This is a genomic window from Novosphingobium sp. DS6-6, assembly GCF_057784975.1.
Genome location: NZ_JBYNTS010000009.1, coordinates 39,183 through 54,080, shown reverse-complemented (window position 1 = coordinate 54,080; position 14,898 = coordinate 39,183). Strand labels below are relative to the sequence as shown.

The following is a 14,898-nucleotide window of genomic DNA, read 5'->3' as shown; positions in this document are numbered from 1 at the left end:
CATTAAAGTCGATATCTGGCCGGCACTGGATTGCGAGATGGTTAAAAAGCACCCAAATCCAGGCCCGCCGCCAACAGTTGTCCCAAATCATGACATCTTTGCGCCGCGTTAGGCGGCAATTTCTTGGGCGCCAATATCGATTCGGCCCGATCCGCATCTGTAAGGACGATACACGGCGGAGCCACTCTGCGCAGACGCCAGCCCGTCACGATCCGGTCGATCTGCATCTGCGCGCCCTGCCCCGCCGTGCCTGCCGCGATTGCCGTGGCATAGGCACGGCCTTCGATCCGGCCCAGCAACGGATAATAGCAGCGATCGAAGAACGCTTTCATTTCGCCGCTCACGCCGCCGAGGTTCTCCGGGCAGACAAAAAGAAAGCCCCGCACGGCCAGGCAAACGTCGGGGGTGGCGTCATCGGCCGGCAGCAATGTCGCAGGCGCACCTGTCGCAATCGCGCCTTGTGCGGCCGCTTCGGCCATGGCCTGCGCTGCGCCGGTGCGGCTGTGCCAGATGATCGCCAACATGCCTTTTGTCCTTCCGCCAGCCTTAACCCTGGCACGCCTGCGGCATTGCCGCCAAAACGGATATGAATGCAACTGCGCCCGGCAGGGTTTCCACGTCTGCCGCATGGTGCGATTTGCCCGGTGCCCGGCATTAGGCTACCGCGCCGGAATGATCCCGATCACTGCGATTACCCAATCTCTTTCCGGCCTTGCCTGGCGCTGGCGGGGCGGCAATGTGGACCTTTCGGGACGCTTCGGCCACGGCGCGGATGACAGGAGTCTGTCGACGGACCTGATCGATCAACTGCTGCTGTCGCGTGGCGTTCCCCACCACGATCTCGAACGTCACCGCCGCCCGACCTTGCGCGATTTTCTGCCGGATCCCTCGATCTTTCGCGACATGGACCTGGCCGCCCGGCGGCTGGCCGACGCGGTGACGCAGAACGAGCGGATCACCGTCTATGGCGATTACGATGTCGACGGGGCCACCAGCGCGGCTCTGCTGCTGCGCCTGCTGCGCGATCTGGGGATCGAGGCTCAGGCCTATATCCCCGATCGCCTGCTCGAGGGCTATGGCCCTTCGGGCGAGGCCCTGGTGCGGCTGGGGCGCGAAGGCAGCCAGCTGATCGTCACCGTAGATTGCGGCGCCATGGCCCATGACGCGCTGGCGCAGGCCCGCAATGCCGGGATCGACGTGATCTTGGTCGATCATCACAAGTGCGCGGCCGAACTGCCGCCGGCCGTCGCGCTGGTCAACCCCAACCGCCTTGACGAGGCAGACGAAGCGGCGGCCCATGGCCATCTGGCGGCTGTCGGCGTCGCATTTCTTCTGGCTGTCGCCACGGTGCGCGTGCTGCGCGCCCGTGGCTGGTTCGCTGCCCGCCCCGCGCCCGATCTCATGACGCTGCTCGATCTGGTGGCATTGGGCACGGTCGCCGACGTGGCGCAGTTGAAAGGCCTCAACCGCGCGCTCGTCGCCCAGGGGCTCAAAATCATGGCGCGGCGATCGAACGTGGGCCTTTCGGCGCTCATTGACGCCAGCCGCCTTACCCGCGCGCCCACCGCAAGCGACCTGGGATTTGCCTTGGGCCCGCGGATCAATGCGGCCGGACGGATCGGTGATTCCTCGCTGGGGGTTCGCCTGCTCACCACGCAGGACGCCGACGAGGCCAAGGCGATCGCGGCGCGGCTTTCTGCCCTCAACGACGAGCGCCGCACGATCGAGCAAGCCGTGCAGGAAGCAGCCGAAGCCCAGGTCGCGGCCCAGCACAACCGCGCCGTGGTGGTGATGGCAGGCACCGGTTGGCACCCCGGCGTAATCGGGATCGTTGCCGGGCGCATCAAGGAAAAGACCGGGAAGCCCGCGCTGGTCATCGCGCTGGACGATAGCGGACAGGCCGAAATGGACGGCGCGGGCCTGGGCAAGGGATCGGGCCGATCGATCCCCGGCGTGGATCTGGGTGCCGCGATCATCGCCGCACGCGAAGCCGGGCTGCTGGTGAAAGGAGGCGGACACGCCATGGCCTGCGGATTGACCATCGCGCCCGACCGTGTCGAACAGCTGGCGCAATGGCTGGACGAACGCCTGGGGCGCGACGTCGCCAATGCCAGGGCCGTGCAAAGCCTGGCACTCGATCTTTCGCTCAGTCCCGGCGGCCTGACGCCCGGCCTGGTCGAAACGCTGGAAGGCGCCGGCCCCTATGGGGTCGGATGGCCCGGCCCCCGCGTCGCGATCGGTCCGGTGCGGCTGGTCAAATGCGATCTGGTAGGAAACGACCACGTGCGTGCCATCGTTGCCGGCGCCGACGGCCGCTCGTTCAAAGCCATGGCTTTTCGCGCGGCCCAAACCGACCTGGGGCAGGCTCTTCTCCACGGTTGCAAGGGGCGTCAGCTCTGGCTGGCCGGGCGCGCACGGCTGGACGACTGGGGCAGCCGGCCCGCGGCCGAACTGCATATCGAAGACGCTGCGTTCGCTGACTGATTTTTTTGGCTGCGCGGGTTGACGCACCGCGCCCAGCCGAATAGAGGCGCGAACCTGTCAAGCGGCGCAAGCCCGACGGCCCCTTCGTCTAGCGGTCAGGACGCGGCCCTTTCACGGCTGAAACACGGGTTCGATTCCCGTAGGGGTCACCATCCTTGCGCAAAGCCCGACGGCCCCTTCGTCTAGCGGTCAGGACGCGGCCCTTTCACGGCTGAAACACGGGTTCGATTCCCGTAGGGGTCACCATACCCGGCCTGTTGGCATTCCGCGTTTTCCCAGAACATCATCGGCCCAGAATATCATAGGCCAAGAATATCATAAGCCAAGAATATCATAAGCCCAGAACATCCTACCTGTCATCGGTCGAGGCTCACGGCCGCGGCAAAGTGCTCGACACGCGATGTCTCGCCAGATCGGTACTCGGTCGGACATCTTTTGCGCGATGTTGAACGCGTCGTCCAAAATGCTTCGACGAGGAAGGCGGTCAATGTATCTGCGATGACTGTATCGTCACAGGGATACCGGCAATCCCCTCGACCACCCGAGGGCCGGCAAGCTCTTTGCGCATCAGGTCGAGCACCATGGAGAGATGCGCGGCGGCAAGCGATGCGCCCTGACGATCGAGCACGACCAACGATCCTTCCAACATGCCAATCAGGTCAGCCAAAATGGCCTTGTCGTTGCTGGTGCGATCCAACGATTTCATGCCAAAATCCTCCACTGCATGGCATCGGTCGGGATGTGCAGCGTTGCAACACCGTCTTTCGGGCGGCTTTCGCGCCGGCCTCTTCAAATCAGCCGGCAACCGGCCCGCGCACCCGCCGCCCGTGCCTGCCACAGTGGCGGGCCATGATGGAGAATGTTCGACCTGTCGTTTGATTTACGCGCCCAAACGATGCGGTACCACGGCTTTCCCGACAGATTTGGCGATATCGATTGTCGGCATCGGTCAGTCCGGCCCGTCGACGAATTCTATACACCATAATGGCATCAGATATTTAGCTGACTTCGCCAGGTGCTTTTACGGGTGCACGGCGTATCGCCGGTCCCGCCGAAACGGAAGCAAAACGCATCGGATCGAACGCAAGACGCCGCCGCCAGGCATACTGCCCCGTGCTTCTGCCAGCGAGGCGGGCAAGTATGACCATGGGGCGGCAGGCTTGCCGACCTTGGCCAGCTCGCCTAACACCAAGGCAATATCGTTTCGCGCGAAAGTGACCTGCTCGAATGAAAGGTTTGGCCTTGCCCTGGACAAGCGTGGCCATCGCGCTTGCGGCTGCTGTTGCCATGCTGTTTGCCGGGGCCGGCCTGTGGCTTTCCTTCGCCGTTCTGGTGGTGTGGCTCGCCTCGCTCTGGCTTGCCAGTCCCGAGCCGGAAATCGTTCAGGTTCGGCCGGAAGAAGGCAGCGTTTCCCGCCAGGCGATGATCGCGCTGGTCGAACCGTTCAGCGTCCCCGTTCTCATGCTCGATGGCCAGCGCATCGCCTCGGCCAATGCCGCCGCGCGCGAGGCTCTGGGGCCGCACATCGTCGGCCAGGACGCCCGTGTGGCCTTGCGCCATCCGGAAGCAGTCACGTTGCTCGACAAGCCTGAGGGAACCGCTCTGGTACGCGGATTGACCGGCGCGCGCAGCATTTGGCAGGTCAGCCGCGTCGCCATCGACGAACGCTTTTCTCTGATCGAACTGGTCAACCGCACGGCCGAGGCCGATATCAGCCGGGCACATACCGATTTCGTGGCCAATGCCAGCCACGAGTTGCGCACCCCTCTGGCATCGATCATCGGTTACGTGGAAACCCTGGCCGATCCCGATGCAAAGATCGATCCGGTCACGTCGGCGAAATTCCACGCCACGGTCCTGCGCGAGGCCAAGCGCCTTCAGACGCTGGTGGAGGACCTTATGTCGCTTTCCCGTATCGAAGCGGAAAAGCACGAGTTTCCACGCGAGCAGATCGATCTGGGGCAGATGGCGCAAACCATTGCCGGCGAGGTCGGGTTTACCGTAAGCGAAGAACGGATCGTGGCCGAAACGGTGGAGGGTATCGTTTGCGGCGACCGCCAGCAACTGGACCAACTGATCCGCAACCTGATCGACAATGCGTTCAAATATGGCGACCCCCACGCCCCGGTGACCGTGCGCGTGCGGCGCGAGGCGGCCGAAGCCGTGCTGGAAGTGGCCGATCGCGGCGAAGGGATCAATCCTGATCACCTGCCCCATCTCACCCGCCGCTTTTACCGCTCCGATCCCGGGCGCAGCCGGGCCGCGGGGGGAACCGGCCTAGGCCTCGCGATCGTCAAGCATATTGTCGAGCGTCACCGCGGCAAGCTCGACATCGCCAGCACGCTGGGCGAAGGCACGACGGTTACAGTGCGCCTGCCGCTGGTGGTAGACGATGGCGCCGAAGCGGCGACGGGCTGACCGCGATCCGCGCCGGCCTGGCCCATGCCCATGTCCGCCATCACCCGATCATAATTTCGGCGTCATAATTGCGGCTTTTCTGTCATAAACATGTCATTCCCAGGTCTCATTGGCGCAGCATTCACGGGGCTCCGGGCCGCCGGGAAAGGAACGTTCGATCATGGTCGTCTACCGCGCATTTGCGCTTTGCATCGTTGCCGCGGGATCGATCGGCCTTGCCGGATGCGATAGCGCCGATGCCGGCAGCCGCGATCAGGTCCGCGCGGTAGGGTCGTCCACCGTCTATCCGTTCGCCAAGGCCGTTGCCGAGCAGCTCGCCAAGAGCGACCCGGCGATCAAATCGCCGATCATCGAATCGACCGGAACCGGCGCTGGCATGAAGCTGTTCTGCGGCGGCATCGGCCCGCAACACCCCGACATCGCCAATGCCTCGCGCCGCATCAAGAAAAGCGAATTCGACGAATGCGGGGCCAACGGCGTCAAGGACATCACCGAAATCCAGGTGGGCCTTGACGGCGTGGCGTTTGCCGAGGCCAAGGGCGGCGCCGGCCTCGCGCTGACGCCCGAAGACATCTACAAGGCGCTGGCCAAGAACCCTTATGGGCAGCCCAATCAAGCCAGGACCTGGCGCGATGTCAACCCCGCGCTGCCGGCCGATCCGATTCTGGTCTATGGCCCCCCATCCACGTCGGGCACGCGTGACGCGCTCAAGGAACTGATCCTGACCAAGGGCTGCGAGGCGAACCCGGCGATGGACGCGCTGAAACAGCGCGACAGGAAAAAGCACGATGCTCTCTGTTCGCAGGTCCGCGAAGACGGTGTCTATGTCGACGCGGGTGAGAACGACAACCTCATTGTCCAGAAGATCGAGGCCAATCCCAAGGCAATCGGCATTTTCGGTTTTTCCTATGTGGAAGAGAATGCCAATCGTATCAAAGGCCTGACGATGAGCGGCGTGACGCCGACCTACCAGACCATATCCGATTTCAGCTATCCCGGCGCCCGGCCGCTCTACATCTATGTCAAGAAAGCGCATCTCAAGGCGATCCCCGGCCTCAAGGCCTATGTCACGCAATGGTCAAAGCTGTGGAGCAAGGGGGGTACGCTGGCCAGGCTCGGCATGGTCGTCGCCCCCGAAGCGGTGCTCGTGCAAAGCGCCCGGACCGTCGCCACGATGCCCTCGCTGGACGGTTCGCAACTCCAATAGGTGCAATAGGATAAAGGACGGAACAGCCCGGTGATGTCGCCAGCCATTCTTTTGCTGCTTGCTTTCGGGCTGGGCCTTGTCGGCTGGCTGGCCGCCCGTTCGCGCGCGTGGGCTTTCCGGCGCCGGGCGCCGCACGTGAATCTGCACTCGTTGCCCAATTTTCATGCCTGGTACGTCGCCCTGTGGGTGGCCGTTCCGGCGCTGGCGTTCGCCCTGGCGTGGAACGCGGTCAGCCCCGGGCTGGTTACAGCCCGCGTGCTGGCCGACCCGGCCGCCGCCGCGCTGCCCGGCTTCGGCTTCGAACGCGAAGCCATGCTGGCCCAGGCGCGTGCCGTGGCCACAGGCAACGCCTTTGGCGTGTTCATGCCCGAAGCGGAAGGGCTGGTCGCGCCTTATCGCGTGGCACTTGCGCACTATGAGACGATCGGCCTGATCGTCACTATCGTGGTGGCGCTGGCCGGCGGTGCCTTCGCTTTCCTGCGGCTCAGGCCCGATTTCACCGCCCGCACCCGCGTGGAGCGCGCGGTGATGGCCATTCTGCTGATCGCCTCGCTGGTGGCGATCCTGACCACGGCGGGCATCATCGCCAGCCTGGTGTTCGAAACCGTGCGGTTTTTCGGGATGGTTTCGCCGATCGATTTCCTGTTCGGCACCCACTGGGCGCCCGATCCGATGAGCACCGGCACGCCCGATGGCAAGCAGTTCGGCGCCATTCCGCTATTCTGGGGCACGTTCTACATCGGCGCGATCATCGCCATGCTGGTGGCCATTCCGCTGGGGCTGATGAGCGCGGTCTACCTCACCCAGTATGCCTCGTCCACGGTGCGCAAGGTGATGAAGCCGTTGCTGGAAATTCTGGCCGGCGTACCCACTGTGGTCTACGGCTATTTCGCCGCGCTTACCGTGGCGCCGGCAGTCCGCGATTTCGCGCAAGGCATCGGGATCACCAGCGCCTCTACCGAAAGCGCGGTTGCCGCTGGCCTGGTCATGGGCGTCATGATCATCCCCTTCGTATCCTCGATGGCCGACGATGCGATTGCCGCGGTGCCCGGTTCGCTGCGCGACGGCAGCCTGGCGATGGGCGCCACCCGCGCCGAGACCATCCGCAACGTGCTGATGCCCGCGGCCTTGCCCGGCATCGTGGCCGGGATCATGCTGGCGATCAGCCGCGCGATCGGTGAAACCATGATCGTGGTCATGGCGGCCGGCGCCTCGGCCAATCTGACCGCCAATCCGTTTCAGTCGATGACGACGGTGACGTTCCAGATCGTCGCCATGTTGACCGGCGAAGGCAGCTTCGATCATCCCGCCACGCTTTCCGCCTTTGCCCTGGGCATGGTGCTGTTCCTTGTCACCCTGGCACTCAACTTCATCGCCCTGCGTGTGGTGAAGCGCTATCGCGAAGCCTATGAGTGAGGCGCCGATGACCACGCCCGGTTCCGTTTCGGCCGAGGTGGCGAGCGCCCAGCGCCGCGCCCGCATGGCGGGGCGGCTGGCCCGCCGCCATGCGGGCGACCGGCTGTTCCGCCTGGCCGGGCTGGCGGCCGTTGCCTTTTCCGCCCTGGTCCTGGCCTTTCTGCTGGTGTCGATGGCCTCGAGCGGTCTTGCCGGCTTCCAGCGCAGCGAACTGCGTTTCGACCTGCCGCTGCACGGGCAGATCACGATCGACCGCGACAGGCTGGCGCAGCCCGATCCGGCCAGCGCGCTCGAGCTTGCCGGGCTGCCGGCGCTGGTCGATGCCGCGGCAGAGCGAGGACTGGGCCAAGGCGGGTCGGCGCTGCTGGCCGACGGCGCCTGGCGGGAAGTGGCGGCGCGTCTTGCCGCCGACCCCGCCCTGCTTGACAACGAACGGATCGCGGTATCGCTGCCCGCAACCGACGACCTCGTCGCGGCGCAGCGCGGCGATGGCGACGAGACGCTGCGCCCCGTGGCCCGGCGTCTGGTAGCGCAAGGCAAGCTCGTCCGCGCGTTCGACGATGGTTTCCTCACCCGGTCCGATGCTACGAGCCCCCAGGCCGTAGGCATCTGGGGCGCGCTCAAGGGTTCGATCCTGACCATGCTGGTCACGCTCACGCTGGCGTTCCCCGTCGGCGTGCTCGCCGCGCTCTATCTGGAGGAATATGCCCCGCGCAACCGCTGGACCGATCTGATCGAGATTTCGATCAACAATCTGGCGGCGGTGCCTTCGATCATTTTCGGCCTGCTGGGCCTTGCCGTGTTCCTCGCCCTGTTCCCGCATTACCGCTCGGCCCCATTGATAGGGGGGATGACTCTGGCGTTGATGACCATGCCGGTCATCGTCATTTCCGGCCGCAACGCGATCAAAGCGGTGCCTCCCTCGATCCGCGATGCGGCTCTCGCCATGGGGGCAAGCCCGGTTCAGGTGGTCTTCCACCACGTCCTGCCGCTTGCCCTGCCCGGCATCCTGACCGGCACGATCATCGGCATGGCCCGCGCACTGGGCGAAACCGCGCCATTGCTGATGATCGGCATGCGCGCTTTCGTCGCATCCCCGCCTGGCGGCCTGACATCGCCCTCCACCGTGTTGCCGGTGCAGATCTTCCTGTGGTCCGACGAGATCGACCGCGGTTTTATCGAGCGCACCAGCGCGGCGATCGTGGTGCTGCTGATTTTCCTTCTGCTGATGAACGGTCTTGCCATCTATCTGCGCAACCGCTTCGAGAAACGGTGGTAACATGAGCGTTCCCGGTTCCACGTCTTCACTGGCCAAAGCCGCCCCGACGCCTGCGCTGAAAGAGGGCATTCAGCCCGGTGAGCGGGCAGACGCGGTCACATCCGCGAAAACCGCGGCCAAGATCAGCGCCCGTAACGTCTCGGTGCTGTATGGTGCCAAGCGGGCCATCGACGATGTTTCGATCGACGTGCCGAGCGATTACGTCACCGCGTTCATCGGCCCTTCGGGCTGCGGCAAATCGACGTTCCTGCGCTCGCTCAACCGGATGAACGACACGATCGCCAATGCCCGCGTCGAAGGCGAAATCCTGCTCGACGGGCAGGACATCTATCGTTCGGGCATGGACGTCGTGCAATTGCGTGCGCGGGTGGGCATGGTTTTTCAGAAGCCCAACCCGTTTCCCAAGTCGATTTATGAAAACATCGCCTATGGGCCGCGCATTCATGGCCTCACCACCAGCAAGGCCGAACTTGACGGCATTGTCGAAAGCTCGTTGCAGCGCGCGGGCCTGTGGGACGAGGTCAAGGACCGTCTGACCGACAGCGGCACGGCACTGTCAGGCGGGCAGCAGCAGCGGCTGTGCATCGCGCGGGCCATTGCCGTCGATCCCGAAGTGATCCTGATGGACGAGCCCTGTTCGGCGCTCGATCCCATCGCCACGGCGCGCATCGAGGAACTGATCGACGAACTGCGCGGCCGCTATGCCATCGTCATCGTCACCCACTCGATGCAGCAGGCCGCGCGCGTTTCGCAACGCACCGCTTTTTTCCACATGGGCAAGGTCATCGAATACGGCACCACGTCCGATATCTTCACCAATCCTCGGGAAGAGCGTACCAAGGACTATATTACCGGCCGTTACGGGTAGGGGATCGGACGTGGCTGAACATACCGTCAAGGCTTTCGACGAGGATATCACCCGCCTGCGCGGCCTGGTGGCGGAAATGGGCGGCCTGGCCGAACTTTCCATTACCGAAGCGATGGATGCTCTTGTCAGCGGCAACGAGGATCTTGCCGCCGGCGTGATCGCTCGTGACAAGCGCATCGATCAGCTGGAAGGCGAAGTCGATCGCCTAGCCATCCGCGTGCTGGCCCTGCGTGCGCCCATGGCCGACGATCTGCGCGAAGTGATTGCCGCGCTCAAGATCGCCGGCGTTATCGAGCGCATCGGCGATTATGCCAAGAACATCGCCAAGCGCGTCGGCCACATCGAAGGCCGCAAGCGGTTCGAACCGCTGACTCTGCTGCCGATCATGAACGAACTGGCCAGCGACATGGTGCACGACGTGCTGACGGCCTATGCCGCGCGCGATGCCGTTTCCGCCGCGGAGATCGTGCGGCGCGATGCCAAGGTCGATGCCATCTATGACAGCGTGTTCCGCAATTTCGTGTCATACATGGTGGAGAATCCCGCCACGATCAGCAGCGTTGCCCAGCTGATGTTCGTGGCCCGCAATATCGAACGCGTGGGCGATCATGCCACCAACATCGCCGAGATGGTATATTTCGCGGCCACCGGAACGTATCTGCCTGAACGATAGGGCAGGATTCGCGCTGGTCTGCGGGTCGTGCCGATAATCCACTGGTTTCGTCATGGCCACGTAACAATCGTCGTGCTTTCGCAAGGTTACGGTCAAGGTCCATCCCGGAGGTAACGCGTGTCTGCCCCCAAGCTGCTTCTCGTCGAAGACGATACCGCATTGGCCGAACTGGTCGAATACCGCTTCCGCGGCGAAGGCTACGATGTGCGCAGCACCGATGATGGCGACGAAGCCTTGCTGCTGGCGGCCGAAGACACGCCCGATCTGGTCCTGCTCGACTGGATGATCGGCGGCACCAGCGGGATCGAGGTCTGCCGTCGCCTGCGCCGCAACAAGGCCACCGCGCATGTTCCGATCATCATGCTCACCGCCCGCAGCGACGAGGACGATCGCGTGCGCGGGCTGGAAACGGGCGCCGACGATTACGTGACAAAGCCGTTTTCGCCGCGTGAACTGATCGCACGCGTGGGCGCGGTGCTGCGCCGCGTGCGGCCTGCGCTGGCGGGCGAGACGATCACGGTCGGCGACATGAGCCTTGATCCCACCGCTCACCGCGTGACGCGACGGGGCCAGGCGATCAAGATCGGCCCGACCGAATTCCGCCTGCTCAAGCACTTCATGGAGCATCCTGGCCGCGTCTTTTCGCGCGGACAGCTGCTCGATGCGGTGTGGGGCAGCGGCAGCGATATCGAACTGCGCACCGTCGATGTGCATATTCGCCGCCTGCGCCAGGCCATCGCCCTGCCCGGCGCGGCCGATCCGGTGCGCACGGTGCGATCTGCCGGCTATGCGCTTGAAGGGGTTTGAACGCCAACCTCGGGCCGCGTCCGTCAGCCGTCCTGTTTCGTAGGCCCGGTCCGCATGGAACCGGCGCAGGGACCAGATGAGCCCCCGGCCCGGCTGCCTGGAAACTTTCAGGCCTCTTCGCCCAGACGATCTTCGGCAATCGCAATCGCCGTGTCATAGGATGGCGAACCGGCAACGCCACGCGCCGCATCCGTCCGGCCGCAGCCGGGGCGGAATGCGGCACTGTCAGGCGGATCAGATGCCCAGCAGGCGGGACACGTCCAGGTCTTCCGCGGTTATCCAGCCCTGGCGGAAATTGACATAGAACAAACCAAAGAGCAGGGCGGAAACCAGCGTCGCCCGCAAGGCGACCAAGCCCGGACGGAAATTCACCGGTGCACTGGTGGCATGACCAGCCACGGGGGAAACGCCGGCATCGTCAGGCGTCCGCAAACCGATTGGCAGCACTGCAAAGGCAGATAGCACCCAGAACAAGGTGTAGATCGCGAGCATCGATGTCCAACGCATGATCGTGTCCCTCGCCTTGCCGCTGGCCGCTGTCAACGCTCGCGCAGCAGTACCTGCACCACCGGCTTCTTGCCGCACCAACGCTGCGCTGTCCGCCTTACCGTAAGCCGCACGCATTCGGCAATGGCCACCCGGTCCCGCTTGCGATCGCCTTTGAGTGCTTTCAGCGCCTTGGAAACGTCGTCGCGCGCCTCGTTCAGGAACGGCTCCATATCCTCTTCCAACGGCACGCCGATGCAGCCGAAATCGGCGGCCGAGGCCTGTTTGCCTTCCGGCGTGACAGCCAGGGCCACGCTGATCAGCCCGTTGTTGCCGAGCTTTCGCCGCGCGGCCATGGCTTCGCCATCAGCCGGGGCAATGATATCGCCGTCGAGCACCAGGCGGCCGTTGCGCTCGCTGCTCAGCTTGACCGGCCCGTTGGGCGCAAGGCGCACCAGATCGCCGTTCTTCTGCACGATGGCTTTGGGAATGCCTTCCGACCGGCCCAGGCGGGCCTGTTCCGCCATATGGCGGATTTCACCATGTACCGGCACCAGGATCTGCGGACGAAGCCAGTCGTAAAGCGCCGCCAGCTCCGGCCGGCCGGGGTGGCCGGAAACGTGGATCAGCGATTGCTTGTCGGTCACCAGGCGCACGCCTTTTTCAACCAAGGCGTTCTGCACGCGGCCGATTGCCAGCTCGTTGCCCGGGATCTGCCGGCTGGAAAACACCACCGCATCGCCCGCTTCCAGCTTGATCGGGTGCTGGTCACCGGCAATCCGCGCCAGGGCGGCCCGGGCTTCCCCCTGCCCGCCGGTCGCCAGGATCAGCACTTCGCCGCGCGGCAGGTCCATCGCTTCGTCCATGCCGATCGGGTCGGGAAAATCGAGCAGATAGCCCGAGGCCTGCGAAACCTTGATAATGCGATCGAGCGAACGGCCGGCCACGCACAACTTGCGGTTGGTCGCGGCAGCTACTTCGGCCAGCGTCTGCAACCGCGCCACATTCGATGCAAAGGTCGTCACCACCACCCGGCGCCCGGAAAGCCCGGCAATGGTTTCCAGTAGTCCGGCCCGTACTGCGCCTTCCGATCCGGACGGGTTGGGATTGAAAACATTCGTGGAGTCGCACACCAGCGCCAGCACGCCCTCGTCGCCGATCGCGGTGAGTTCCTCTTCGGTTGCCGGCGTGCCCACGCGCGGTTCGTCGTCCAGCTTCCAGTCTCCGGTGTGGAACACGCGGCCATAAGGCGTGTCGATCACCAGGGCGTTGCCTTCGGCAATGGAATGCGCAAGCGGCACATAGCGGATTGCAAAAGGGCCCAGCGCCAGGCTGCCTTCGTTCGCAATCACGTTCAGTTCCACGCTGTTCTCGATCCCCGCTTCCACCAGCTTTTCGTGCACGAGGCGGGCGGTGAACGGCGTGGCATAGAGCGGTACGCCCAGTTCCTGGGCAAAATAGGGCACCGCGCCGATGTGATCCTCGTGCGCATGAGTCAGCACCACGCCCAACAGGTCCTTCTTGCGCGCCTCGATGAATTCCAGGTCGGCGAAAACCAGTTCCACCCCGGGATACCACGGATCGGCAAACGTCATGCCGAGATCCACCATCAACCACTTGCCGTCACACCCATAGAGGTTGACGTTCATCCCGATCTCGCCCGAACCACCAAGGGCGAGAAAGAGCAATTCCTTTCCGGGCTTCACGCTTGTGTCCTGTTCTGGGCGGCCGCGGTGGCGCGCTCTGCAAGCAAGGCCATGCCATGCAAGGTCAAATCGGCATCGACATGATCGAAAATGCGGGTGTGCCGGTCGAACAGCACCGCCAGCCCGCCCGTGGCGACCACTTTGACCGGCTTACCTATTTCATTGCGCATGCGGGCAATCAGGCCTTCCATCATCGCCACATAGCCCCAGAAAACCCCTATATGCATCTGGTCTTCGGTATTGCGCCCGATCACGCTTTCGCCGTGGCGCGGCACCGACACGGCAATGCGCGGCAGCTTGGCCGCAGCGCTTACCAGGGCGTCAAGCGACAGGTTGATCCCCGGGGCGATGATGCCGCCCTTGTAGGTTCCTTCCGGATTGACCCAGTCGAACGTCGTTGCCGTGCCGAAATCGATGATAATCAGGTGTTCGCCGGGATGGCGCGCATGCCCGGCGATGACGTTCAGCGCCCGGTCCGCGCCCAAAGAGCGCGGCTCATCCACATCCGCGACAAAGCCCCATTCGGCATTGCCCTGCCCCGCCACGATCGCTTCCAGCTTGAAATACTTGTCGGCCAGTACCTGCAGGTTGTGCAGAGCGCGCGGCACAACGGTGGAAATGATGATCTGGCGCACGGCATCGCGGGCAAATCCCTGGATCTGCATCAATTGCAGCAGCCATACGGCATATTCGTCGGCCGTGCGGCGCGGATCGGTCGCCACGCGCCAGCGCGCGCGGATGGTGTGATCCTTGAACAAGGCGAAAACCACATTGGTATTGCCGACATCGACCGCCAGCAGCATCACGCATCTCCTTGGCGATCGGGCACCGGCCATTCCGCCACTAGATCGACATCCCCGGCGTGAATGGCAAGAACCTGGCCATCGGCCAAGCGCAATTGCGCCACACCCTCGGCATCGATCCCGGCAAAGCCGCCCATAACAAGGCCATGATCCTTGTCATTGATCGAAACCAGCGTGCCGCGCGGCATTGCGCGCTCTTCCCATTCCGCCCGCAGCGCTGACCATTGTCCGGCATGCCAGGCCCGCAGGCGCCCGGCCCAGCATGCCGCCAACTGCGTGGCAAAGGCATTGCGATCGATGGCATGGCCCAGCGACGAAAGGGATACCGTGTCGCGGCCAGGCACCTCGGGCGCAAACGCCAGGTTGACGCCGACGCCAACCACAACGGTCTCGCCGGCGCGTTCCAGCAGGATGCCGGCCAGCTTGGCCTTGCCCACCAGCAGATCGTTGGGCCATTTCAGATAGAGACCGGGCAGGCCCGGCGCGCAGGCGCACACGGCATCCCACAATGCCACGCCGGCCACCAGCGCCAGGGTCTGCGGCGCGCGCTCGTGCGGGGCCAGGCGCACAGCGGTCGAACCCATGAAATTGCCCAGTCCACCGGTCCACGATCGCCCCGCGCGCCCGCGGCCCGCGGTCTGGCGATCAGCGACAAGCCAGTGTTCTTCCACGCACGGCACTCCCCCCGCCACGCGCGCCACCAGGGCGGCGTTGGTCGAGGGGATTTCGTCTACCAGTTCGAACAAGAGTG

Annotated in this window: 14 protein-coding genes and 2 tRNA genes; 10 read left to right on the top strand and 6 right to left on the bottom strand. The window is 64.4% G+C overall.

Annotation, left to right across the window (positions count from 1 at the left end):
* Positions 1-41 precede the first annotated feature (41 nt).
* Positions 42-524 carry an NAD(P)H-dependent oxidoreductase gene (locus AC3EDY_RS11960; protein WP_488572727.1) on the bottom strand — a complete coding sequence of 161 codons (483 nt, stop codon included), beginning with the start codon at positions 522-524 and terminating at the stop codon, positions 42-44.
* Positions 525-672: 148 nt separating this feature from the next.
* Here AC3EDY_RS11960 and recJ point away from each other — a divergent pair, with 148 nt between their 5' ends.
* The 3 genes from recJ to AC3EDY_RS11945 all read left to right on the top strand — a co-directional run bounded on the left by recJ (position 673) and on the right by AC3EDY_RS11945 (position 2,730).
* Positions 673-2,484, top strand: a complete 1,812-nt coding sequence (gene recJ / locus AC3EDY_RS11955; protein WP_488572726.1) for a single-stranded-DNA-specific exonuclease RecJ — start codon at positions 673-675, stop codon at positions 2,482-2,484.
* 77 nt (positions 2,485-2,561) lie between these two features.
* Positions 2,562-2,636 (top strand) — tRNA-Glu (locus AC3EDY_RS11950).
* Positions 2,637-2,655: 19 nt separating this feature from the next.
* Positions 2,656-2,730: transfer RNA gene (locus AC3EDY_RS11945), tRNA-Glu, on the top strand.
* A gap of 238 nt (positions 2,731-2,968) precedes the next feature.
* Here the strand turns inward: AC3EDY_RS11945 and AC3EDY_RS11940 are convergent.
* The gene (locus AC3EDY_RS11940; RefSeq protein ID WP_488572725.1) at positions 2,969-3,190 is read right to left on the bottom strand and encodes a hypothetical protein; all 222 of its coding nucleotides are present in this window, start codon (positions 3,188-3,190) and stop codon (positions 2,969-2,971) included.
* Between the two features lie 521 nt (positions 3,191-3,711).
* Between AC3EDY_RS11940 and AC3EDY_RS11935 the strand changes: the two genes are divergently transcribed.
* From AC3EDY_RS11935 to phoB, 7 genes are all read left to right on the top strand, one after another.
* Positions 3,712-4,902: a sensor histidine kinase gene (locus AC3EDY_RS11935; protein WP_488572724.1), complete on the top strand. Its 1,191-nt coding sequence runs from the start codon at positions 3,712-3,714 to the stop codon at positions 4,900-4,902.
* Between the two features lie 160 nt (positions 4,903-5,062).
* Complete coding sequence (locus tag AC3EDY_RS11930) at positions 5,063-6,109, top strand: substrate-binding domain-containing protein (protein ID WP_488572723.1); 1,047 nt, start codon at positions 5,063-5,065, stop codon at positions 6,107-6,109.
* Positions 6,110-6,142: 33 nt separating this feature from the next.
* Positions 6,143-7,525 carry a phosphate ABC transporter permease subunit PstC gene (gene pstC, locus AC3EDY_RS11925; protein ID WP_488572722.1) on the top strand — a complete coding sequence of 461 codons (1,383 nt, stop codon included), beginning with the start codon at positions 6,143-6,145 and terminating at the stop codon, positions 7,523-7,525.
* Positions 7,518-8,804: a phosphate ABC transporter permease PstA gene (gene pstA, locus AC3EDY_RS11920; protein ID WP_488572721.1), complete on the top strand. Its 1,287-nt coding sequence runs from the start codon at positions 7,518-7,520 to the stop codon at positions 8,802-8,804. Before pstC ends, pstA begins: the two co-directional genes overlap by 8 nt.
* Before the next feature lies 1 nt (position 8,805).
* Positions 8,806-9,672 (top strand): phosphate ABC transporter ATP-binding protein PstB, encoded by an 867-nt coding sequence (pstB, locus tag AC3EDY_RS11915; RefSeq protein ID WP_488572720.1) that lies wholly within the window; start codon positions 8,806-8,808, stop codon positions 9,670-9,672.
* A 10-nt stretch (positions 9,673-9,682) separates the two neighbouring features.
* Entirely contained in the window at positions 9,683-10,345 is a 663-nt protein-coding gene (gene phoU / locus AC3EDY_RS11910) for a phosphate signaling complex protein PhoU (RefSeq protein WP_488572719.1), read from the top strand.
* Between the two features lie 117 nt (positions 10,346-10,462).
* Positions 10,463-11,152 carry a phosphate regulon transcriptional regulator PhoB gene (phoB, locus tag AC3EDY_RS11905; protein ID WP_488572718.1) on the top strand — a complete coding sequence of 230 codons (690 nt, stop codon included), beginning with the start codon at positions 10,463-10,465 and terminating at the stop codon, positions 11,150-11,152.
* A 234-nt stretch (positions 11,153-11,386) separates the two neighbouring features.
* On the opposite strand, the gene AC3EDY_RS11900 is transcribed toward phoB, so the two are convergent.
* Genes AC3EDY_RS11900 through AC3EDY_RS11885 form a run of 4 tightly spaced genes read right to left on the bottom strand, consistent with a single transcriptional unit; the run spans position 11,387 to position 14,893 of the window.
* A complete protein-coding gene (locus tag AC3EDY_RS11900) occupies positions 11,387-11,659 on the bottom strand; it encodes a DUF1467 family protein (RefSeq protein ID WP_488572717.1) in 273 nt (90 codons plus the stop codon).
* A 32-nt stretch (positions 11,660-11,691) separates the two neighbouring features.
* The gene (locus AC3EDY_RS11895) at positions 11,692-13,344 is read right to left on the bottom strand and encodes a ribonuclease J (protein ID WP_488572716.1); all 1,653 of its coding nucleotides are present in this window, start codon (positions 13,342-13,344) and stop codon (positions 11,692-11,694) included.
* Complete coding sequence (locus tag AC3EDY_RS11890) at positions 13,341-14,147, bottom strand: type III pantothenate kinase (protein WP_488572715.1); 807 nt, start codon at positions 14,145-14,147, stop codon at positions 13,341-13,343. Before AC3EDY_RS11890 ends, AC3EDY_RS11895 begins: the two co-directional genes overlap by 4 nt.
* Entirely contained in the window at positions 14,147-14,893 is a 747-nt protein-coding gene (locus AC3EDY_RS11885; protein WP_488572714.1) for a biotin--[acetyl-CoA-carboxylase] ligase, read from the bottom strand. Before AC3EDY_RS11885 ends, AC3EDY_RS11890 begins: the two co-directional genes overlap by 1 nt.
* Positions 14,894-14,898 lie beyond the last annotated feature (5 nt).

Coding starts and splice junctions, on each gene's coding strand:
- AC3EDY_RS11960 (WP_488572727.1), bottom strand. CDS start 524: ATGTTGGCGATCATCTGGCACAGCCGCACCGGCGCAGCGCAGGCCATG.
- recJ (WP_488572726.1), top strand. CDS start 673: ATGATCCCGATCACTGCGATTACCCAATCTCTTTCCGGCCTTGCCTGG.
- AC3EDY_RS11940 (WP_488572725.1), bottom strand. CDS start 3,190: ATGAAATCGTTGGATCGCACCAGCAACGACAAGGCCATTTTGGCTGAC.
- AC3EDY_RS11935 (WP_488572724.1), top strand. CDS start 3,712: ATGAAAGGTTTGGCCTTGCCCTGGACAAGCGTGGCCATCGCGCTTGCG.
- AC3EDY_RS11930 (WP_488572723.1), top strand. CDS start 5,063: ATGGTCGTCTACCGCGCATTTGCGCTTTGCATCGTTGCCGCGGGATCG.
- pstC (WP_488572722.1), top strand. CDS start 6,143: ATGTCGCCAGCCATTCTTTTGCTGCTTGCTTTCGGGCTGGGCCTTGTC.
- pstA (WP_488572721.1), top strand. CDS start 7,518: ATGAGTGAGGCGCCGATGACCACGCCCGGTTCCGTTTCGGCCGAGGTG.
- pstB (WP_488572720.1), top strand. CDS start 8,806: ATGAGCGTTCCCGGTTCCACGTCTTCACTGGCCAAAGCCGCCCCGACG.
- AC3EDY_RS11900 (WP_488572717.1), bottom strand. CDS start 11,659: ATGCGTTGGACATCGATGCTCGCGATCTACACCTTGTTCTGGGTGCTA.
- AC3EDY_RS11890 (WP_488572715.1), bottom strand. CDS start 14,147: ATGCTGCTGGCGGTCGATGTCGGCAATACCAATGTGGTTTTCGCCTTG.